The 21,894-nt window shown below is 47.2% G+C and carries 16 protein-coding genes and 1 pseudogene; 2 read left to right on the top strand and 15 right to left on the bottom strand.

The features are described from left to right. Nucleotides 1-272 precede the first annotated feature (272 nt). The 11 genes from RID09_RS25410 to RID09_RS25360 form a co-directional block, all read right to left on the bottom strand. On the bottom strand, nt 273-653 hold the full coding sequence (locus tag RID09_RS25410; RefSeq protein WP_446338696.1) for a hypothetical protein: 381 nt from the start codon (nt 651-653) through the stop codon (nt 273-275). A 77-nt stretch (nt 654-730) separates the two neighbouring features. Continuing rightward, nucleotides 731-1,390: a glycerol-3-phosphate 1-O-acyltransferase PlsY gene (gene plsY / locus RID09_RS25405; RefSeq protein WP_446338695.1), complete on the bottom strand. Its 660-nt coding sequence runs from the start codon at nt 1,388-1,390 to the stop codon at nt 731-733. A 294-nt stretch (nt 1,391-1,684) separates the two neighbouring features. Then, entirely contained in the window at nt 1,685-3,331 is a 1,647-nt protein-coding gene (locus RID09_RS25400) for a hypothetical protein (protein WP_446338701.1), read from the bottom strand. A gap of 347 nt (nt 3,332-3,678) precedes the next feature. Further along, on the bottom strand, nt 3,679-4,884 hold the full coding sequence (locus RID09_RS25395; protein ID WP_446338694.1) for a DUF3086 domain-containing protein: 1,206 nt from the start codon (nt 4,882-4,884) through the stop codon (nt 3,679-3,681). A 154-nt stretch (nt 4,885-5,038) separates the two neighbouring features. Continuing rightward, nucleotides 5,039-6,235, bottom strand: coding sequence for an RNA-guided endonuclease InsQ/TnpB family protein (locus tag RID09_RS25390; RefSeq protein ID WP_446338693.1), 1,197 nt, complete (start codon nt 6,233-6,235; stop codon nt 5,039-5,041). Nucleotides 6,236-6,440: 205 nt separating this feature from the next. Continuing rightward, on the bottom strand, nt 6,441-6,836 hold the full coding sequence (locus tag RID09_RS25385; RefSeq protein ID WP_446338692.1) for a DUF3119 family protein: 396 nt from the start codon (nt 6,834-6,836) through the stop codon (nt 6,441-6,443). 56 nt (nt 6,837-6,892) lie between these two features. Further along, entirely contained in the window at nt 6,893-7,681 is a 789-nt protein-coding gene (locus RID09_RS25380) for an MlaE family lipid ABC transporter permease subunit (protein WP_446338691.1), read from the bottom strand. 93 nt (nt 7,682-7,774) lie between these two features. Beyond that, a complete protein-coding gene (locus tag RID09_RS25375; protein ID WP_446338690.1) occupies nt 7,775-10,879 on the bottom strand; it encodes a methyl-accepting chemotaxis protein in 3,105 nt (1,034 codons plus the stop codon). Between the two features lie 77 nt (nt 10,880-10,956). Next, nucleotides 10,957-11,487 carry a chemotaxis protein CheW gene (locus tag RID09_RS25370; protein ID WP_446338689.1) on the bottom strand — a complete coding sequence of 177 codons (531 nt, stop codon included), beginning with the start codon at nt 11,485-11,487 and terminating at the stop codon, nt 10,957-10,959. 24 nt (nt 11,488-11,511) lie between these two features. Continuing rightward, nucleotides 11,512-11,877 carry a response regulator transcription factor gene (locus RID09_RS25365; protein WP_446338688.1) on the bottom strand — a complete coding sequence of 122 codons (366 nt, stop codon included), beginning with the start codon at nt 11,875-11,877 and terminating at the stop codon, nt 11,512-11,514. Nucleotides 11,878-12,129: 252 nt separating this feature from the next. Next, a complete protein-coding gene (locus RID09_RS25360; RefSeq protein WP_446338687.1) occupies nt 12,130-13,428 on the bottom strand; it encodes a response regulator in 1,299 nt (432 codons plus the stop codon). A gap of 949 nt (nt 13,429-14,377) precedes the next feature. Between RID09_RS25360 and hmpF the strand changes: the two genes are divergently transcribed. Beyond that, nucleotides 14,378-16,147, top strand: coding sequence for a pilus motility taxis protein HmpF (hmpF, locus tag RID09_RS25355; protein ID WP_446338686.1), 1,770 nt, complete (start codon nt 14,378-14,380; stop codon nt 16,145-16,147). A 56-nt stretch (nt 16,148-16,203) separates the two neighbouring features. On the opposite strand, the gene tilS is transcribed toward hmpF, so the two are convergent. From tilS to RID09_RS25335, 4 genes are all read right to left on the bottom strand, one after another. Next, nucleotides 16,204-17,214 carry a tRNA lysidine(34) synthetase TilS gene (gene tilS, locus RID09_RS25350; protein WP_446338685.1) on the bottom strand — a complete coding sequence of 337 codons (1,011 nt, stop codon included), beginning with the start codon at nt 17,212-17,214 and terminating at the stop codon, nt 16,204-16,206. Between the two features lie 54 nt (nt 17,215-17,268). After that, the gene (locus tag RID09_RS25345) at nt 17,269-18,201 is read right to left on the bottom strand and encodes a KGK domain-containing protein (RefSeq protein ID WP_446338684.1); all 933 of its coding nucleotides are present in this window, start codon (nt 18,199-18,201) and stop codon (nt 17,269-17,271) included. Between the two features lie 251 nt (nt 18,202-18,452). Next, entirely contained in the window at nt 18,453-19,529 is a 1,077-nt protein-coding gene (gene ccsB, locus RID09_RS25340) for a c-type cytochrome biogenesis protein CcsB (protein ID WP_446338683.1), read from the bottom strand. Nucleotides 19,530-19,620: 91 nt separating this feature from the next. Then, entirely contained in the window at nt 19,621-21,372 is a 1,752-nt protein-coding gene (locus RID09_RS25335) for a DUF3352 domain-containing protein (protein WP_446338682.1), read from the bottom strand. A gap of 255 nt (nt 21,373-21,627) precedes the next feature. Here RID09_RS25335 and RID09_RS25330 point away from each other — a divergent pair. Then, nucleotides 21,628-21,813, top strand: a pseudogene (locus RID09_RS25330) (hypothetical protein); the annotation flags it as partial. Between the last annotated feature and the right edge of the window lie 81 nt (nt 21,814-21,894).

Raw genomic sequence — 21,894 nt, 5'->3', positions numbered from 1 at the left:
TTGGCATCTTGCGCTATTCTTTTGGAGGACGCTATAAAAGCGAACGGTGGTCGAGTTCATTAACGCGCAAGGACTACATCTCTATCACACCTAGCCCGACTATCTTCAGCCCATGCCAAACCATGTAGACCTAAGTGGGTTGCTGTTATTATAACACTAAAAAATTGCATCTAGCTAGGTAATTTGGAAATCTACGTTCCTCCGATTTCCCGCTGTCCATCCTCACCCTACTCTGTTGAGGGTGAGGACTTCCGCGACTACGTTAAACTCGCTTAATCCTCAAGCTGCTTCACTGAAACCTCTACGGCGTCTACATCAATCGTACCTGGCGGCGTCAAGCGGTTAAATTGACCCTGTTCGACTTTCAACAATTCGCCACAGTTGGGACAGCGACATTCGGTACGATTAAACCCAGTAAACTCGTAGGCGCAAACGGGACATTTATCCTCAACTAGGTTACGCTGTAACCACCAGCGAAAGCCAACCCAGCCAATGACTGGCGCTAGGATGGCTAACCCAATCAGAATTAAGAATCCGTTGACCAGCCAGCCCAAGCCAACTGTTCCCAGTAATAAAAATGTGGCTAATAGGGTGAGCCAACAGCCCACGCCTGATAGGTTAAACTGAGCAAGTTTAGGATCGTACTGGTTCACGGTACTTGGAAAGAAACTGACTATCTCCATCCTAGTTCACATCAGGTTTAACCTGAGAGGTTCATACCAACAAGGTTTTAACTGCTGATCACTTCTGGTGATACAGATTGCCCTAACCGGGGTTCAGTACCGGCGAGTAGACGCTGAATATTGGCTTGATGTCGTAATATAACATATAGCCCCGCCATAACCCCAAATATCTGGTAAGGCAACGGTTGGGCTAAGACAATCATCAAAACAGCAACCGCGATCGCAGCCGCAATAGAACCCAGAGAAACAAACCGCCAGAAACCGACGACCCCAATAAAGATTACCAATACACTCAACGCGACAAACCAAGACATAGCCAATAAGACGCCCAACCCTGTAGCGGCTGATTTTCCTCCCGTAAAGTTAATCCATATTGATTTGCTGTGACCCACCATCGCCACCAAAGCGACGACAGCCACCAACCAAGGTTTCCAGGTATCTGGGATTACGGATGTTCCCGTTAGGGAAAAGAAGCCATGTACCAAAGCAACAGCACCAACTCCTTTAGCCGCGTCAATCAGTAAAACAACGAAAGCCGGACCTTTTCCCAGGTTTCTCAAAACATTGGTAGCCCCCGTCGATCCCGATCCGACCTCCCGGATATCAATTCCTTTAACCAGACGTCCAGCCAAATATCCAGTCGGAATTGAGCCAAGTAAGTAAGCGGTGATCAGCAGTAGCCCAATCCAACTCAACTCACGCATCATCGTTTCAAACCCTCCACAATTAACAATATAAATTTTCTGGGAATAGCGTGACTAAAATAAAAATCAACGCCAAATCAAGCCAATTGTCTTCGTAATCCTCCTGTTAAATTCTGCCACAGGATCAAGCTATAGGCACAAAAAACTAATATAAAAGCACAGATTAAGGAAAAAAATAGACATCTCCTGAAATCCGACTTTTCCCTAGACAGGAGCAAAGTTTCAGATTCTTTTTCAGCAAATGTCTATTGTTTATATCAGCTTACCGCCCTGGTAGATAGCTGTCTGTACTCAGATTTAATTGCCACCAACGTAATCCTTGCTCAGTCGCCAATAGTGATGGAATGTTGGTTTTCCCCAGGTGCGGTTGGCAACCACACCGATGCTGTTTTGACAATTATTGCCAATCAGACCTAGGGCATATTCGGGGAATGCCTTGGGTTGGATGGCGTAAGTGTCGGGATCTCCGCTGACTGGAACCAATACCCAGGACTGCAATTCAGTTTCGCTGCGCCGTTGCAACCTTGGATACCCGTCATTCCCAGGTTTGGCTGGTCCTTGGAGATACAACTGCTCCTTGAAGGTGACATCTTTTTCCCAGCATTGGATGTAGTAAGTGCCATCGGTCTGCTTGGTCAGAAGCCACAGGTGTCCTTGGTATCCTGCTGTAGTATTAGGAGGATCAAGGTTCCAGGTATGGACATAATCGTTGACATTGGGACTGTAACCGATCGATTGTAAATAAGTACCTGTCACTTGGTGAATGAACATCCAGGTACCGGAAACATCATCTAGGCGTGTGACCATATCTTCCTCCTCGGGTTCAATTGGGGGTAGTTCTGGAACAGAACTTGGAACTGTGATTTTGACGGTTTTGCCACCAACGATTTCGCCGTCAACTACGACATCAAGGGAGCCGTTGAAGACCTGGGTATTGCTGGTGGCTTCTACTGTGCCAATCCAGTCAACGTCAAAGCTAATTTCATGGTCTTGGTTTCTGCTCAGGGAACCATAACCGTCGGTCGGTGCGATCGCACTGACAAATGGTGCGGTGGCTCCGGTGGCTACCAGACTGACGTTCCCAATCGCGGTGATCTGTGCTGCCAATTCTGTGGTAATTGTCTCCACAATCGTGTCGGCACTGACACCTTGGACTAGCTTGCAACCCGTTGCCTTGGCGATTCGGCTCCCTTGTCCAGGGGTGCCACCAGGCTCTCCGCATCTAGACCTAAACGCGCTGGAGGATCTTACGGGATCGTCGTCGAGTCCTGCAGGGGCACGATAGTTGGTGTCCATGGAAAGCGCCAGCACTTTGATCTTCTCTGCCACTAGCTTGGCGGTGACCGATGCCTCGGTAATGTCGTAGGAGAGGTTGGAAATTTCTTTGCAGACTGGGTCGTGACCGGCGGCGTCGCCAAACCAAACAATAATCCGCTTGGCATCTGCACGCCAACCGATCTGACCGCCGGGTGGTTCGGCAACTTGATCGAGTCCATAGAACTGAGCTTCTGGCGTGTCCTGACCGGGGGAGGTTGTCCAGGCATCGATCGCGGCTTTGACGACGGCGATATCGGCGATCAGGCTACATTGGTGGGCGAATCCGTAAGGATGTTCGTCGGCAACCGGAGCCGGAAAGTCCTTGTAGTCGCCAACCCCGAACCAGACATCTGCCCCTAAGTCCTGGATTCTGGTCATAGCATCGAGGATGCCGCTCTTGACCGCCGCGATCGCATTATTCATGCTACCCGTTGTGTCGGCGAGAAAATAGGCATCCACTTTCGGGACTACCCCAGATTTCGGGATAGTTACCTTCACCACTTCGGCGAAGGTCTGATCCATGGATAGGGTCAGATCGTTCGTCGCTGGTGAAACTTGAATTGGAATACTCATTAAGTTGAATATCTCCTTTGCATTTAAGCAAAAATTTTTGCCTTCAACAGGCACAATTTCCAACGGTCTGATATAGTATTTATCTTCTTTCTTTTACATTGACTATGACAGTTGTTCGCGCTTGACTTCTCCTTGGTGTAAATAACCAAGGATTCTCAAAGGATACTCCGAAGCCGGTTAAAACACCGTTCCTGGAGTCGCCTGTGACAGTTGCGTAAGTTCTGTCAACTTTCGATTGTCATAATTCCAGCAATACTTGTCAATATGAAAAAGTCAAGAATCATTAAGCATCCTATAGCAATTCTAAATAGGTTGTGGCAATTTTCCCCAAGGAGATCTTTGCTATGCCTGGGTTTCAAGATGCTCACCTTTCACAACTCATTTAGAGTCGCTATATATTATTAATAATTATTCATTTGCTGAGGATCGGGAGCAAAGGCTAACCAGAGAGGAAATTGCAGAATTGAAAGACGAATCTGGTCTTCTGTTTCATCAACAATGATTAAAGGAAGTTGCTTCTGGGTCATCAACCGATCAGCTTTTTGCACCAGGGCTGATGCTTCCTCAAATAAAACCACCCCCCGTTCCGGACCAAAATCACTGCGGGAAATGCCTAGACAATCCTGCAATCCTCTGCGCCATTCTCCCAGCCGTTCAGGGCTATTGGCAAGAACCAGAGTTCGTAGTCGATCACCGTAAAGCGTCCGCAGCACAGACATCACGGCGGAGGCGACCAAAATATTCTGCAAGCGGCTACCGATGGTGCGAATCGCCCCACGCCCCCCTTGAGTAAAAAACCAATTGGACACTCGCTCCCCATGAATTGGCTCAAACGTGCGCCGCAATTGCCAAGGCGGACCATAATAATCTGGCATCTTGCGGTATTGGTCAATAATGTCCCGAATTTGCCGGATCTGATCTTGAAACGCCTGTTCAGCAAATTTGGGTGTAGGCGAAGAAGCTGGCGGCTGTGGTTCATCCATCCTAGGTTGGAACGATTCTGCCGTCGGTTCTGCTAATTCCAACTGTTCAGCCGCCACAACCAAGTCTTGTAAACTGCCAACTAAATAGTCTTTAAAACCCTGCACCCGAATGGCTAATTCTTGAGACACCCCAGCAAATGTGGTTCGCATTTCCGTGCGAATGCGTTCTCGGCGGCGTTCCAGTTGCTCCACAGAAATCAAAAGGGCTTGCTTGCGCTGCTCTAATTCGCTTAACCCTTCTTGGAGCATTTGTTGGATGGTGGCTTGGGTTTTGGTCAACTGATCCGATAAAATCTGATTCTGGCTGGCTTGTAGCTGGGCAATTTTTTGCCTCAACTGCTGTTCTTGCCACTCAAGGTCAGCTATCCTTTGAGTGAAATTCGCCACTGTTTCCTGTTGATCACTTGATGGCGTCATCTGATTATCATCATCTGGCGCAGGTAAGTCTAAAGCCTTTGAATTGTCAGCTTGTGGTTGTGTCACGTCAGATTGGTCAGATAGTTCGATTAAGGGCTCAGGTTTTTCTGTTTCGGGTTTTTGCTCTGGAGATTTTTCATCAAATACCTCAAGGATTGGTTGTTGTTCTGGATTGGATTCCTGGCTTTGTGGTTCGTCTGAATTCATCGAATAATTAATTAGTATCTGAATAATGATTTACACTCCCAACCCCTAAACGGTGGGATTATTCGCAAGGGTGAGTTACCTGGCAAGAGAGCCTTCGATTTGACACTCCCCCGGTTAAAACGCGGGGGATTCTTCCGTCACAGGGAGGCAGAGTTTAACGTCTTCGGTGGACGTGACCTTTACCCTCAGAAAGCTTAACCACCGTGTGTCCCACGGCTTCCAGTCCTCTAATTTCTATAATGCGAGCGGCTGCGACATCCCGATCACAGGTATACCCGCAATGCTGACACTTGTGTACTCGCTTAGACAGTTTCTTTTTGCCTGTCTCTTTTAAGCACTTGGGACAGGTTTGACTTGTGCCTGCGGCGGGTACTTTTTGGAAGTATACCCCACGTTTAAAACAGCAGGCTCGAAGAATGTCTAAAAACTGACCCCAACCCGCATCTAAACAGCTTTTGGCTAGCATTCCACGGGCTAATCCTTTGAGGTTCAATTGTTCAGCAAATATCATATCCGCCCAATCACAAAGGTTATGGGCTAATTCCCAGTGGTAGTTCTTACGAGTGTTTGCTATACGCTCATGTAGACGGCTCACTTTAGCTTGTGCCTTAACGCGATTATTTGACCCAAACCGCTTACTGGATACTTTCTTTTGCAGCGATTTCAGCTTGCCTTCTAAGTGTTTAAACGGTCTTGGATTGGGAAACGTTCGCCCATTAGACACGGCGGCAAAGTGGATTAAGCCTACGTCTATTCCTATTGATGTACCTAATGGACTGATTTCAGGTACATCTACTTTCCATTGCCGGGTGAGTTGTACATACCAGCCAGATGCCCGCCTCACGATTCGTGCCTGTTTAATGGTCGCATCATCAGGTATTGGACGGGATTGAATGAATTTAACTAACCCAATCTTAGGTAGCTTGACATACTTCCCTTGAATGGGTTCTTTTCCCATGGATGGAAACACATAAGAGCGCATCCGTCCAGCCTTCCTATATCGCGGGAATCCTCTCCCATTCTTCCACATCCCTTCAAATGCTAATTGCAAGCGCTTAAGGGCTTGTTGTAGCACTTGTGAGTGTACCTGCTTGAGTGCAGGAATATTCTTTTTAGCTTGGGTCAGTGCTACTGCTTGGGAATTGTAATTAGGTGCAGGTTGATCTGCTGGTATGATGTATTCACTTTTGATTGAGCAAGCGTTCACCGGACATTTACGACTGTTAACCCAATCCTTGCGCTCACAAAGGGCATAATTGTAGACCTTTCTACATTGCTCCAACCATTCCTCAAAAGTGGCTATCTGGGCGCTAGTTGGTTTTAGTTTAAATTCGTAAATTAAGGTAAACATTTGCTCGACCTTTTGCAATGTTTTCTAACACTATACTACACTATTGGTGGAGCTTGTTCAGAACAAATCAGATTCGCGGCTAAAGTCGCTTTGCTGAACGCCTCGCTCGGTTTCATCTCCGGGTTAAAACGCAGGGGTTTTCACCATTGCTATCCTATAAGGTGTTCTCAAGCCTAAGCATTAATTTCGCAAGGCATATCGGAAATCAATCTCGAATCTGGGGACAGCGCTCCTCTAAGCACAGTTTAAGCTGCTTGGAATCAAATAAAATGGGCAAGAAGTGGATGCTATTAACTTCCTTAAAATAGAAAAGGATTGGAAATGATGACCAGAAGATCCGCCAATTTGACCAGTCTTTATAAGGAAAACGGCGAATGAGAGTCTGGGAACGATAGATATCCAATGCGGTTTCGGTAAATTGCAGACGGATGGTTACCGCTTGAATCGTTAAAAATAACCCAAAAAGAGCAATGAGTAAACCAACCCAAATTTGGAGCAGCACAATAGGTATACTGCCCACAACCAATACCAAAGGAATCGCGTAGCTAGGGGCAAGTTCGATGGTTTGGGTTGATGAAGATGAAGAAGTAGCAGAGGTCACTTGACTAAATTTCCGTTGTTTATCGACACAATCGATCTATTTTAATATACCCCTGATTACAGAACCGCACTGCCTGTGCCTTGGAACATCAGCCACGATAAAAAAAAGTTAGTGATGAAAATGGCGAGTAAAGCTGTGACGACTGCCGTTGTCGTGGATTGACCGACTCCTTTGGCACCACCAGTAGTGGTCAATCCCCAGCTACAGCCAATGACGGCTATCAGCATCCCAAATACAGCGGCTTTAATCATCGCCGTAAACAAATCCCAGATTCCCAGGAAATTCCGGGCGGAATCCAGAAACACAGATTGGGGAATATTGTAGAAATTAATGGCAATCAATACGCCTCCCGTCATGCCGAGAATAATCGAGAGAATTGTCAATAGCGGCAGCATTAGACAGCAAGCAATGACACGAGGAATGACCAAATAATCAATGGGATCAGTTTTGAGCATATAAAGCGCGTCAATTTGTTCAGTCACACGCATTGTGCCAATTTCAGCCGCAAACGCTGAACCGACTCGTCCGGCAATCACTACAGCCGTTAAAACAGGCGCAAGTTCCCGGCTCAATGCCAGTGCCAAAACCCCTCCAATGGCTGTAGTTGCCCCAAAGTTAATAAATTCTCGCGTTACCTGAATGGTAAACACGGCACCAATAAAACTAGCCGTGATCATGGCAATAGTTAGTGAATCCGGACCCACGACTGCCATTTGATCGAGGGTATTGCGTCGGTGGATTTTACCACCCAAAAGATGAACGATGACTTGACCGCCTAATAAAATGGCAGCTAGCAAGCGCAGAGTCCACAATCCTAAGCTAGAACTGGAGGGGGTTTCATTCATCGGTCATTGGTTATTTGTCCTTTGTCATTTGTCATTTGTCCTTTGTCAGGGAGTCTTACCCTTCTACCCTTCGACCCTTCTACTGTCTAAGGACTATCGGCTCTCACTTGATTCCACACGGAAACGTTCTACAGAATTGAGTAGATCTCGTGCCACACCGACCAAGTTTTGCAAGGCACTGGACACCCGTTGGGCTTCTTGAGATGTTTCTTGGGCAGTTAGCTCAACCGATTGCATGACTTGGGCAACAGCACGGGATGTTTCGGTTTGCTCAACTGTATCCGCTTTAATTGCCCGCACCAGAGTATCAATGCGATTGGACACTTGAATAATATCTTCCAGTGCCTGTTTCGCTTGCTCTGCCCGTCTAGTCCCATCAATAACCTGTTGGGTGCCTTCTTCCATCGCCGTCATCACCGACCCAGTTTCACTTTGAATCTGCATGACGATTTGCTCAATTTCTTTGAGTGCCTTGGCTGAGCGATCTGCCAGTTGCCGCACTTCATCGGCAACGACGGCAAATCCTCGACCCGCCTCTCCAGCTCGAGCTGCCTCGATACTGGCATTGAGCGCTAACAGGTTGGTTCGGGAGGCAATTGTCGAAATTACGGCGACAATCTTAGAAATTTCCTGGGAAGATTCCGCCAGACGCTTGACTTTTCGCGTTGTTTCTGCGACGGTTTCCCGGATTTGTAAAATACCTGCCACCGTATGTTCTACAGCGTGACCGCCTCTGTGAGCAACATCCGCAGCGGTGTGGGCGACTTCCTCCGCTTCCCGGGCGGCTTCAGCGACTCGCTGGATTGAGTCGGTCATCACCTGAACGGAGTTGAGGGTAACCGCCAGTTCCTCGGCTTGGCGCAAGGCGTCATTGGATAAACTGCCGGCAAACGCCGCACTTTCAGTAGAACCCTTGGTTACTTTACGTGCGGCATCTTTTACCTGTTGGACGATTTCCCGTAGATTTTGAATGGTTAGGTTAAAGGAGTCAGCCACTGCTCCCAAAACGTCGGCTGTTACTTCAGCTTGTACCGTCAGGTCACCGCGTGCGGCTCCTTCAACATCATCAAGCAATCGAATCACCTGGCGTTGCAGGTCTTCTTTGGCTTGTTCTTGTTCTTCAGCTTTTCGGGTGGCTTCGCTGGTGGTGGTTAGGATCACTCGCGCCATCTGATTGAAACCCGAAGCTAGCTGACCTAGTTCTCCCTCGGAGTAGATGGGGACACTGACATTAAGATTCCCCTGAGCAACGGAGTCAAACTGGGTTTGTAAATCTGCTGTGACCTGTTGAATCTGGCGAGTGGTGATCCGACCCAGATATAGGGTAATGCCAAAACTGGCAGCAAATGCCGCACCACTGGCTAAAGCATGGGCGAATTTGAGATTTGCGATCGCTCCTTGAGCTTGCCCTTCGGATATTGCACTTCGGGCAGTAATACTTTGTGCCGAAAAACTCACTAAGGCAACCACAAAAGCGGAGGCAATCCCTGCGGCAAAAGATGTAATCCACTGTTTATGGTTGAGGGAAGCATTTTCAAAGGGAGCCAGCCATCCTTGATCAACATTAACGATAGGTTCATGTCCCCCCTCTTTGGTCTGATTAAAAACTGGGAGTTGTTCAGTTGAGTTACCAAGACTGAATATTTCTTCATCACTATCGATTGAGCGATACCCCTGAGCAGATTTCTGATGAGCGGCTAAACCATCTCGGACGGCATCGCCATTTTCCCTAACTCCCGCACCTTCACCTGCTGATGGTACTACCCCACTGTTACTTAAGACATCAAAATCTGATTCCCTCGCACCGGGGTCAGATAATTCATCCTGATCGTCTATAGCAAAATCGGGAAGAGAGCCTAAATCATCTTCAAATACATCAAAAACGTCTAAAAACCCCTCTTGAGTATTTTGATTTTCTTCAAGTTCTGAAAAGCTTTCGGCATCAGCGTCAGCTATCTCATCCATGGTGAAAGCATCGTCAAAGCTCTCAAAGTCAAACTGATCGGGAGCGTTAAATCCATTTTGATCAAAGTCTGGCTCGTCCTGAGTGTACTCACTTGCGTCAAATGCCTCAATCGCTTCATCCGTCTGTGCTCCTGAATAGTCAAACTCATCTGTATCCGTTGGCAAAGCCTCCCCCAACTCCCCTGAATCCATCAGTAGGGTTTCGTCTTCATAAACGGGGTAATCTGTCTGATATGACTCGTCGATAGATTCCTCATGCCAACCCTCCATTTCCCGATCCACTTCCGATAAGTCTTGGTCGAACTGGGATTCGGACTCATAAGATGGTGAGAGATCCTCCTCAGAACCTTCAAATTCAGGGATGCTACCGGGGGGCATGACAAACGTTGCCGCCGTATCATCCTCAGACGCCCCTGGTGAAAATTCCTCAAAGTTATCCTGATAATCTGCCTCGGTAAATGGGCTGTCATCTAGAGCAAAATCACTCGATTCTTCTTGATAATCTGCCTCAGTAAATGGGCTGTCATCTAGAGCAAAATCACTCGATTCTTCTTGATAATCTGCCTCAGTAAATGGGCTGTCATCTAGAGCAAAATCACTCAAAGAATCCTGATCATTTTCCCAATCACCACTATCTTCGTCTAAACCAGGCAAGGCAAATGGGTTGGGATCATCTGCATAACTTGGATCATCTGTCGTTTCTGATTCATCAATAAATGAACTGTCCAAGGGTTCAGTAAAGGGCGAAGATGAAGTTGAGTCAAAATCATCTCCCATTCCCACTTCATCCAAATCTAAAGCCCCTAAATCGAAATCCTCCGACTCTTCAATCGCTTCTGAGCCTTGCCAGGTTTCTAGTGTGGGTACTTCATTCAAATCATCGGTTTCATCAATATCCTGGAAACTGTTATCGAATTCTTCTGTGGATGGGCTTGAATCGACAGAATCGAACTCATTTGGCAGTTGACTAGCATCTTCTAGACCTTTATGAGCATATTCGATAAAATCAGGTTCAGACGTTAGATTAAGGACTTGTTCGTAGTGTTCCCTTGCTTGATCGTACTGCTGTAGACCATAGCAACAGATATGACCCTTAAGTAACAAAGCACTTGGATCATTGGGAAACTCTTCTATCAACCGACTAATAATATCGGCAGCTTCTTGGTATTTGCCTTGTGCGTAAGCCGTTTGCGCTTGTGTATATTCCTGGACGTAATCCGTACTTGATGCCATTGACCTCCTCCCGTTGCTCACCAGGAAAAAGGAAAAAGCAAACCTTTGCTCTCTTTTTCCTTGCTTGTACTATTCATTCATGCTGCCCACCGTGCTGCTCGTAGAATTGCCACCTGATCGAGAAGTCGTAAAAATTGATTGGACTCTGGATCTAATAACCACTCTCCTTTTAAAAAAGGTGCCATCGTATCGGGAACATTCATTGCTATTTGTAATTGCTCCACATCTAACCAATCCATATCCACAATTCGCTCCACCGCTAAACCGAGCATTGTATCTTGGTCTTCGATAGCAATGACGGGAATTTCGGCTCGATCTGTGTTGACGGGTATCGCCTCTCCCAGAAATTGACCCAGATCACCCACCCAAATGACCCGACCTCGCATGTTGATCGTCCCTAATAATAAGGGAGAAGCATTCGGGATGGGGGTGATCTGGTTGGGAGATGGTTCAAGCACTTCTTTGATCCCAGTCGCTGGTAAAGCAAATTCCATACCAGAAGGGACGTAAAACCGCAAGTGCAATTCACCCTCAGGACTTTCTAATTCTTGCAATTCCGGGGCTTGATCTTGACCAGTATCTGTTAAAAAATCCGGATTTCCAACCATTGGCAGCTAGAGTCTTAACTATATTTATGACCGGAGTAGCTGTTTGACTGTACCAATCAACTCGGTGGGTTGAAAGGGCTTAGCGATGTAGGCATCTGCTCCTTGCTTCATTCCCCAATATCGATCAAATTCTTCGCCTTTTGAAGAACACATGACCACGGGTACATTTTGGGTTTTGGGGTCAGCCTTTAAACGACGACAGACCTCGTACCCATTCATACGAGGCATAACAATATCTAATACCACTACATCAGGACAAGAATGCAGAATATGTTCTAAGGCTTCCACTCCGTCGCTGGCTACAGAGACCGTCAACCCACTGCCTTTGAGGAGGTCTGAGATCATCTGTCGTTGTGCCAAACTATCTTCTACAACCAAAACTGTACTCATAACCCCCTACCTGACTTGCCAATAAGCGCACGAATTTTGAACGTGAACTGAGCTATACCCTTGAGCTATACCTTTAAACATAGATAGAGTAATGATTAATGTATCCTTTATGGTAGCTTCATCCTGTACTGACGCCCCGCCTCCATTGTGACAGGCTCAACGGCTAAACGGAGCAGGGCGTATGGCGGCATGAGTCTATGAGGTGATTGTAGCGGAAGAATTACCTTTATGCTTGTCACGCGATCGCTCTTTTTAAGCCGATGCTGACTTGGTGATATCGGTTGCCTCTACCTCCTCCTCTAGGGTTGGGCGGGAACTATCGAAACCCATTTTTTCCGGATCTCCTGGACCTACGTATTTCTCCAACAACATCAACAGCTCACTTGCTCCAAACGGTTTAGTCAAATAGTCCGTTGAGCCTACCATGCGAGCTTTGACGCGGTCAATAAAGCCATCTTTGCCCGTCAGCATGATGATGGGAGTTTGTCGAAATACCGTGGATTGCCGTAACATGCCACACAGTTCATATCCATCGAGTTTGGGCATGACTACGTCACATAAAATTAGAGCGGGTTTGATTTGAAAGAGTAAGCTCAGAGCTTCGAGGGGATTTTGAATCGCCGTTACTTCATATCCTTGAGCTTGCAACATATACTCGACAGTCTTGCCAACTGCCTTGTCATCATCAATACAAACAACCGATGGTGCATAATCTGAATAGGTGGATTCCCACGGTTGTCGAACCGCGAGGGTTTCTGGGAGTGTTGAACTCAGCAATTGAATCCAACCCCTTTGGATATAGGGATAAATGGCTCGGGTGACAGTCAGGATGTCACGATTGAGATAGCGAGCCATCTGCCGCAGAGAATTCTTGCCATTTGCCCACCGTTGTAGGGTTCTAAATGCATTTTCTGGTAATCGAGTCTTTAATTTAGTTTCATCAGTAATCACCGGGCATTGATTGGGGGATTGGATATGGGGATGAAATTGCTTCCACTCCTGTACTTGCTTCATAATCTTGGTCACTAGGGGGGCAATTTCTAAGGTGGTAAGTTGGGGCGCTAATGCTGGACCGACCTCGAATACAAAATACCCATTGTGGAGGCTAAGCAGGTCAAATAGGGTTTCATGCACCATACTGCGAAGGATGCTGCGCCCTTGAGCCGGCGTGATAATATGGTTTTCTAACAAAGCCCAAAGATAGCCATATTCGGGAGCATTAGTTGAATCAATCGAGAGTTCTTCTATGTCATCTAAAGCAGTTTCGGCTCGATAGCGACGCAGGTAATCGCGCAGTCGTGACAAACTGTGATCACTGTTTGCCGCGTAGGCAATTTGTCCGTTGAGGAAAAAAACAAACCAAAATGGTCCAGGGCGACGGGGTGGGGTCTCTAGGTAGGAGCGTCCCTGGATAAATTTATGACTCACATCACTACCAAGGCTATTGGCGTGGAAGCTGTGCGCCTCAACTAACAGTTCTCCTGTGCGCTGACCCAGTTCGATCAGTTGCAGGATACTGCGGATATCAATTTCATTTAACGTTCCCTGCATTTTAAGGAAAATGTACTCCTAAAACCTTGCGTTCAATGCTGAGACGAAGCATGGTCTGTTTGGTTATCAGGTTGCCTGCCATGTCAACCTCAACAAAAACTTTATGCTGTACCACCACCGCTGACTGACCATGTTAAGATATCATCTAATCAAATTTGAATGGATCGTTTAACGGCTGTATTTCAACAGAGCAATGTTAAGCTTTCAATTAACTTTACTCAATAGAGCCACTGAAATTTATACTGTTTTCCTGGGGCAAGAGTAAATCAAAACCTCTATGTATTCAGTATAATTGAGGACTAGACTTGCTGTAACACCTCCTGAGCCGGCGGATGGAACGGCGGTGAGCGATCGCGTCGATAGCCAATAAGCCCAGTTAGCTAGCATAAAGGGACAAGGCGGATGGCGGCAACGATGAATTAACCGCTAAAATGAAAACAATCAAACAATCATCTGTGTCTAGCAAGGGGTCTTACTAGCGGAAGCTAGGCATCTTGTTAAAACAGTAACAAGAATACAGCTATCCACTTACCGAACTAAATTTTATAGCCAATGGAGCGGGATTGAGCAAAAAGCTGGTATCTGTGCCAGCCAAAGACTTATAATTTCTCATAGATATTTATAACTAATTGTAATACAGCCAAAGTCATGGATCGAGAATGGCTTCGTTAAATAAACATGAATTGATGGTCGAGTGGGAAATCTGTAGCATTCCTCCATCCGTCAGGACGATCTTGTGATAGCTGAGGTCAGGACGATAGTCCAAGACAGGGCTGTCCCTGTCACTTGCCAAAGGCTAGCATTGTAGACAAAGCTGCTCGGTCTATCAATCAGGGTTAGCTCAAGATCAAATCAGGAGCAGTGCGACCAGCAACCTAATCCACTAAGAGCCAGCTCAGGTTAGCTTAGTCATGAATTGGGTACAAGACAAGTAAAGAGGACGATCAGTGTGCTGTATCTAGCAGAAGTCAAAAAGCAGAAAAGCGGTTTTGCCAGTTTTGGTGGCAGTAAGGCCGAACTCAAACTGCTGGCTTGTCAGCGGAATGATCAGAGTTGGAGCGCTGTTCCGGGGGAAGAAACCATCCCAGGAGACGAAGCCGGTAGTATGGGTGATGGGGCTTTGGTAATTGTTAACCTTGGCAACAATCGACAAGTTCAAGGCGACATTGAGCCAGCCGGGACGAGACTGGCGAACATCTTACAAAATTTTTCTCGTCTGTTGGAAAAGGCGAAAAGTCAAGAAGAAGAAATTGAACAGTGGAAGCAGTCCTTGACCTATCAAAGTCAAGAACTCAACCGCCGCGAGATGGAAATGGAAGCGCGGCTGGAACAGATGCAAGCCCTGGAGGAAGAGGCGGAACAAATTGATCAGCAGCGTCAAGACATTGAAAGTGCGAAAGAGGAATCGGAACGACTCAAAGAAGAGTTTGAGCGAAAACAACAGGAACTAGAAGGCGCTTGGGAACATCTGCGCGGTGAACAGCGGCGTTTGGAAGAGCAACAAGCGGATCGGCAACAAACCTCCGGTTTAAGTGAGGAAGACGTGGCGGCGATGCAGGAGTTGCTCGATCGCCTATCCACCGCTGTCGCTCCTACAGATACCGTGCGGGAACAGTTGAATCAGGCGTTTGAAATCGTTGATCAACAACAGTCAGAACTGGATAATGACTGGCAAAAACTGGAATATCAGCGCCAACAAGCTGAGCAACGACAAAGCGACATTGACGAGCAAGAGTTAGAAATTCAACGGCGGAAGCAAGAGTTAGATCAGGTTCAAAGCTCATTTGAAGAGGCACAAGCTGAATTCAAGGTGCAGCAGAATGCCTGGGAAATGAAGCAAGAATCCGTACATATACTGAGCCTGCAACTCCAAACTCACCAAGAGTTACATCAAGAGCTTGCCCGTTTAGCAACCACCTCAGCCGATGTCAAAATTAGCCAAGAGGTTGACATTCAAGGGCTGGAAAATATGCCCCTAGGTGAACTCCAGGAAATCGTGCAAAATTTACAGCAAGATTTAGAGAGAGTGGTGCGTTTTGTCAACGATCAGGAAGAGGAACTCACATTCCAGCGCCAATCGGTAGAAGAAATACAAGAAAAAATTAATAACGCCAGCGAGTACGATCGCATTAGTTTGGAAACCGAGTTAGCCGACGAGCAAGACCGCTATCAAATGCTTGATGAAACTCTCGTCGGTCAACGCCGTAACCTGCGGGAGAGAGAAGAAATTCTCAATCAGCATGTCCGTGTCTTACGCCGTCGCCAGGGTATTAGTGACGGGAGTAGCGACGATACCCATAAAATTGACCTCGGTCCAGTCTTAAACCAGCTTGAAGCTCAGCGACAACAGCAGGAAAGCGAACTGGAAAAACTGGAAAGCCAGGTTGAGCAAATGCGCCAAAGTATTAGCCAAGCTGAGGAGATGATTGCTCAGCAAGCGAGTGAGCAAGATGCCAAACGCTCTGAGTTACAAAGCTTGGAAGAAAACTGGCAATCGATGCAAATGGAAGTCGCTGAACTTTGGAGTCAAGTTAATCTTTATCAAGAAATCTTACCGTCCAAACAAGAGGCGCTTAATCAAATTCGCCAGATACTCGAAGCAATCGCAGAAGCGCTCAATCAAATTCAGGAAGTTGGCGACTATCAACTCCAGGCAATTTCTGAGATGCGACAAACGGTTGATGGCATGGTTGAATCACCGGAACTGGCGGCTTCATAATGGAGCATGGCTCCAAGGCTCCAAGGCTTCAAAAGCACGTTTCTACATGGCTTCCTCTACTCCCCCTGACTGTCGTGCCAAATAATCCAGTCCCCTTGGACTTGAGCGCTTGCTCCTCCTGGAAAGGATGAGGTACCAGAGCGATTGGGTGCATTAATTAAAGCCGTAATCGCTTCAATTTGCTCAAAATTGGCAGCCGTCGATTGGACAATTGCTAGAAACTGTCGAATAGCACGGCGTTGTAGGGCGAGATGAGCTTGTCGCAAGACTAAGCGATTGAGTTTTAGAGCTGTCTTGGGTTCATTCTCACTCGTAGAAACCATGGCTTGCTCGCGTAATGATCGCGCCGCCGTCTCTAAATACTCAACATCAGCGCGTAACAGTTCTGCTGTATGACCAACAACCGTTTCCACTTGCGGATTAAAATGAGTTTTGAAATAAGGTAGCACCTCTTGGCGAATGCGATTGCGAGCATAGCGCAGATCTTGATTATAGGCATCCAGCCAAACCGGTAAGTGCTGTTGATCTACAAACTCCCCCGTTTCCCCACGGGTGACTTCTAGTAATGGGCGCACAAGCTGCACCCCTGGGACTAGAGGACGTTGCCAGGTCAGCGATTGTAGACCATCAACCCCTGTACCTCGAATCAGATTATACAAAACCGTTTCCGCGCGATCGCTCTGGGTATGAGCTGTGACCACATCTTGAAACCCATGAGTTTGGGCAATCTTACCTAATGCTTGATAACGCCATTGTCGAGCCGCCCCCTCACTCTGAGTCACTTGAGCCGCGATTTCTAGATAAAAGGGAATTGCCCAACCCTGAGCCAGTTGTTGAATGTGATCCGCCAACCCCTTGTCTGCGGGCCAACGGTGATCACAATGGGCGATCGCGAGCTGCCATTTCCACTTCGGCTGCAAATCCAAAAGCAGTTTCATTAAACAGAGGGAATCTTGTCCCCCTGATACAGCCACCAAAACATGACGACTCGGCGCTAAGAGCTGCCTTGTCTTTAGCGTTTGATGAATACGGGCGTGAAGCGGTGTCCAATCCGAACGTTTAGACATGCTTACAAGTTCATCAGCTATCAACCACTGTTAATTGAGCCAACAGGAACAACGTTACTGATTACTTCGCCAACTTTCTTGACTCATTTCTTGCCAAACATCATCGAGAAGCGAGTCTGTATCATTATCATTCTCCTCCTCCTCGAAGCTTGAGGATAAATCGCTCAAATCAAACTCATCTTCATCACTAGCAGAGGACTGACCAAAATCAAGTTCCTCATCACTTTCTGTGGCAATCGCTCCCAGATCTAGCAACTCCTCATCATTGCTGGTGCTTTCCTCTTCCATCTCCAACTCTTCTTCAATGCTTTGGGAGAGTTCATCGAAGTCATCACCAAAGCTAGCTGATGTGTCTTCCTCATCACCAGAGAGTTCATCGAAGTCATCCTCAAAGCTAACTGATGTTTCCTCCGCACTGGGAGACATTTCCTCGAAGTCATCCTCAAAATTAAAAGGTGGCTCTTCCTGTTCTAATTCCTCCATTTGGAAAGTTGCCCCCCTTTGCTCCATCTCATCATAGATGTCACTAGGGCGGTCTTGCTGTTGCTCCTCATCGCTGAAGGCAGATAACTCATACTCCTCCTCATCCAGACTCATAGACGGCTGCTGTAAATCGAGTTCCTGATCCATGGTGGTTGAGGAGTCTGCCAAAGCGAACTCATCCTCACTCTCATCTTCCCCACTGACCGATTTTACTGGCTCCTCATCCTCAGCCACCTGAGGACAAAATTCCAGATTAATTCTCACCTTGCCTTTTTGCCAGCCACTTGAACTAAATCGCAAGACTTCACAGGAGATACCCTCCTCACTAAACCAGGCATCCTTGTCTTGAGTCCATTCACTTAACCCATACTCAAGCTGCGTTTTGAGCGCGTCTGCCAATTCGCCTACTCGGAAGGTATGATGCCCAATTAAGATTTGTGCTGATTCGTCAACGGATAAGACTTCACCACTAGCAAGTGGCTCAAACTGATTATCTACGCCCATTTTCCCCGATTAACGTTCTACTTTTGTGCTTAATCATGATTTACAAATTGGGTCATTCGCTGGATCACCTAGGATTGACACTCCCCACGCATAAATGCGGGGGATTCTTGCATCTAGTTACTCGCTCCGTTCAGGAGCGAGTCGTTTGAGCACGATCGATCCGTTCAAATGACGCCTGACACGGCGATTGTTTGGCGCTCCCCCGACTTCGGTAAGCGATTTGGTCGTCGCGTTGATCAGTCCTGGAATCCCTAGAAGAACCAGCCGTAGGAATGCAATCCTTTACCCAATAGATTCACCCCAAGATAACAAATCCAGACTACAACAAATCCTGTTGCCGCTAGGATAGCAGGTCGGCGTCCTTGCCAGCCTCGGGTAATGCGAGCATGAAGGTAAGCGGCAAACACTAACCAGGTAATTAATGCCCAGGTTTCTTTTGGGTCCCAACTCCAATACGAACCCCATGCCTCATTTGCCCAAACTGCACCGGCAATAATGCCAATCGTCAGCAACGGAAATCCTAGCCCAATAATCCGATAGCTAATATTATCTAACGTATCCGCTAAGTTTAGACGTTGGGGAGAAAGGGTGGGTGCGCGACGCAACTCTGATGCGGAGGATGGAGCAGACGTGACAGCATCTAGAACGGCTGTGCTTGTCGAACCCGACTTGTCTTGCCAACTCATCGCCATTGCCCCATTATCGCCACTCACCTGAGGCTGGAGGTTATCCTGATTCCGTTTTAACTGATAGGAAGCATTCCCGGTCAAGTTATCCTTACGGCGATAGCTACCTGTACCGACAGAACTACCTCGCAGTTCAACATTTTGACCACGAGTCACGACTAAAAAGGCGATCGCTAACAGTGCTCCCACCATTAGTGTGGCGTAACTGAGCATCATCACACTGACATGCATCATCAGCCAGTTGGATTTCAGCGCCGGGACTAAAGGCTCCGCCTGTTGCATATCCGCTGGTAGTGACAGAGCAGCAAAGGCGGTAATTCCCATGACGACGGGGGATGTAACCACACCCACCCAACGACTCGCGCTCATTTTTTCCGCTACCAGATGAATCGCTGTGATCCCCCAGGCTAAGAAAAACAGCGATTCATAGAGATTGCTTAAGGGAAAATAACCTGCATTCAACCAACGGGCGCCGAGTAACGCGGCGATACACAGGTTGGCGATGATCATACCCGTTCCGCCCAAGGTGGGCAGATAGGGAATGTTCTTAAACGCAGCCCCAACCCAATACAGCAGCATGGTTACCAGGAGAACTGCAAATGAAATATTATCTAAGCTGTTTTGGAGTGAAACTAGATCCATAAATATGCTTCTCGACTCAATCGTTTGCAAATAAATTGCCGCGTTACTATTATCCTATCGGGATTGCTGCCTTTGACGAGAGGCGAAAAACCTAATCATAACGATTTTCTGGATTCTTGGGGATTGGGGAAGGAGGAACCGGAACTTGATTGGACGGTAGTATTGTTTTTAGCTTGACAAATAAGTCAAAGCGTGTATAATTCTGGTCTTCAACTGCCGACGTAAAACCGATCGCACGGATTGCCTGAATCATCTCATTGAGTTGAGGGGGAAGTTGAGGCAGATTTAAATTATCTTGATTTAAGGTACGCTCAACCTCAATGAAAACTTGACCGTTATGGGGGCTAGGTTTTGTGGGTACGATTTGCTGAAATAGGGGCGTTTGAGTCAAGGGGGCTTGAGGTTGAGGGACAATGGCATTAGCAATGGGTGCGCCGAAGGTGAGGAAAGCGATATTTCCTTCTAACCAGCCATGGGTAGCGGTTACGCCCCCTAGGGGAGAGATCCATTGCACCACAGGTTGACTATTGAGTTGGGTGTTTTCAACGGTAAACTGATAGCGAGTTTCCATGACTTGATCAAGCTGCTGGAAAGCTTTTTCTGTACCCGCGCGATCGCTCGATAAAATCATTAAGGCTACACCCGCCCCTAGGGTTGTCGGCGGCTGATTTTCTGGCGGGATGAGCAAATCCTCAGTTGCGGGGATGAGAGCGATTACCCATTCCCCCGCCATCCAGGGTAATAAATCTTCTTGGACATTTAAACCCAAGATTGTCTGTACACCCGCACTTAGATTCGCCGGGGGAATGGGGATCAGGGGATTAGACGGGGCGTTTTGGGCATAACTGTTCCACAATTGGGCTAAATTACTACCACTGAGCATTAATCGGGTATTGGCGGGGAGGCGTCTGGGTAAGCGGCTACTGGTATTTTCTACCGGATAGGTGTTTTGGCTATTGGGTTTGAGCCAAGAAATCCCGCGAAAACGTATCCCATCAGACTCCAAGGATAGAGTTGTCGCCAGCCCTTGTTGGGGTTGGCTTTCGGCTATTTGTTCCGGGAGAAGCTCCCGCGTGGAGTTGGCGGCGGCGGTTGCGGTAAAGACGGGTAGGTTCAAGTACACTTGAGCAAACCCCTGGGCGGTGTCAATTTTAGCCAAATTTTCAATATATCCCGGTGTAGCCGCCACAGACGCCGCACCTTTGTAGGTGTCAATCACCTGATTCATGGTTTGGGGATTTGACGTAACCACGACAAAACTTTCCAAGACGGCGACTGAATAGTTTTGACCTTCCTTTTGGGTTTGGCGAATTTGAACCCCGCGATAGCTTCTCTCGCCAAATTGGGTGACTTTCTGAGACTTGGTTTTATCCCAGATTTGTCTGGCTTGGGCGGGGTTGTCAATGGGTAAGAGGATCAAGTCGGGGAGTTTGATAAACGGTAATCCGACAGAAGAGGTTTGCCCCGGTTCTGTTTCTGGTGCAGATGTACTATCACCCCGATAAGCAATCATTACCGTTTCCCCTACCCACGGTTGGATATCCTTCTGGTAGTCGTAGCCATTATCTGTTAGCAGGCTTTTCTCCAGTTGGGCGAGTTGTTTCATCAACGCGGCTTGAGTGGTGGGTGTTCCATATTGCGGCAATTGTCGCCATTTACCGGGATCTGTGGATACCGATGCGGTGATCAGGGTGTCTTGAGGGACGAGTTTTGCCCCCACTGGTGCATTTTCTAGCCAGAGATTACGTTGTACGAACAGAGAATAGGCTATGACACTCCCGCTAATCAGCACAACGACTGTTGTCAACGCTAATCGTGGAAGGAGTTTATTTTTTTTGACCATGAACCGACGCGATCGCCCTTGCAGTGTTATTGCTAATTTAGCAGGGGAGAGGTGTTTTGACCCTTCGTTTCGCTAATTGGATCTGGCGTCTGTGTAGGGGCGGGTTTTACCACTATCGTTTTTGACTTCACCCAGATGTGACTAAACCCGCCCCGACTTGATCCTTCGCCCTTGCTAGTGGGACATAGTTTTGAAGAAAACTCTCAAATCCAAGATAAAGATTTAGAATCAACCCTGATTACTGGAGAGCCACATCTCATTGAAAAACTGGAAAATTTATGGGGCCAAAAGCTGAGTTATGATAAGTCAAAAGAAGCTTATACACCCAATTGGATATTTGCCGCTTTGACAGATTTTAAAAGAAGGCTATAAGCTAGAGATATTGTGCGCTTCTTATATCATGCTGCTGATGAAACAATAGAAAATGCAAAAGAAGTTCAAATTGATATTTTACTGGAAACAATAGGAAAAAGCACTTGTAGGGCACGGCAATGCCGTGCCCCTACCCCTTTGCCTTCTGGC

The organism is Coleofasciculus sp. G1-WW12-02 (assembly GCF_040219735.1).
GTDB lineage: Bacteria > Cyanobacteriota > Cyanobacteriia > Cyanobacteriales > Coleofasciculaceae > Coleofasciculus.
The sequence above is the reverse complement of the archived record's forward strand: the minus strand, read 5'-3'. Positions and strand labels throughout refer to the sequence as shown.

Excerpts from the sequence above, each read along its gene's own strand:
- plsY (WP_446338695.1), bottom strand. The coding sequence starts at position 1,390 with ATGATGCGTGAGTTGAGTTGGATTGGGCTACTGCTGATCACCGCTTAC.
- RID09_RS25395 (WP_446338694.1), bottom strand. The coding sequence starts at position 4,884 with ATGAATTCAGACGAACCACAAAGCCAGGAATCCAATCCAGAACAACAA.
- RID09_RS25390 (WP_446338693.1), bottom strand. The coding sequence starts at position 6,235 with ATGTTTACCTTAATTTACGAATTTAAACTAAAACCAACTAGCGCCCAG.
- RID09_RS25380 (WP_446338691.1), bottom strand. The coding sequence starts at position 7,681 with ATGAATGAAACCCCCTCCAGTTCTAGCTTAGGATTGTGGACTCTGCGC.
- RID09_RS25375 (WP_446338690.1), bottom strand. The coding sequence starts at position 10,879 with ATGGCATCAAGTACGGATTACGTCCAGGAATATACACAAGCGCAAACG.
- RID09_RS25370 (WP_446338689.1), bottom strand. The coding sequence starts at position 11,487 with ATGGTTGGAAATCCGGATTTTTTAACAGATACTGGTCAAGATCAAGCC.
- RID09_RS25365 (WP_446338688.1), bottom strand. The coding sequence starts at position 11,877 with ATGAGTACAGTTTTGGTTGTAGAAGATAGTTTGGCACAACGACAGATG.
- RID09_RS25360 (WP_446338687.1), bottom strand. The coding sequence starts at position 13,428 with ATGCAGGGAACGTTAAATGAAATTGATATCCGCAGTATCCTGCAACTG.
- tilS (WP_446338685.1), bottom strand. The coding sequence starts at position 17,214 with ATGTCTAAACGTTCGGATTGGACACCGCTTCACGCCCGTATTCATCAA.
- RID09_RS25345 (WP_446338684.1), bottom strand. The coding sequence starts at position 18,201 with ATGGGCGTAGATAATCAGTTTGAGCCACTTGCTAGTGGTGAAGTCTTA.
- ccsB (WP_446338683.1), bottom strand. The coding sequence starts at position 19,529 with ATGGATCTAGTTTCACTCCAAAACAGCTTAGATAATATTTCATTTGCA.
- RID09_RS25335 (WP_446338682.1), bottom strand. The coding sequence starts at position 21,372 with ATGGTCAAAAAAAATAAACTCCTTCCACGATTAGCGTTGACAACAGTC.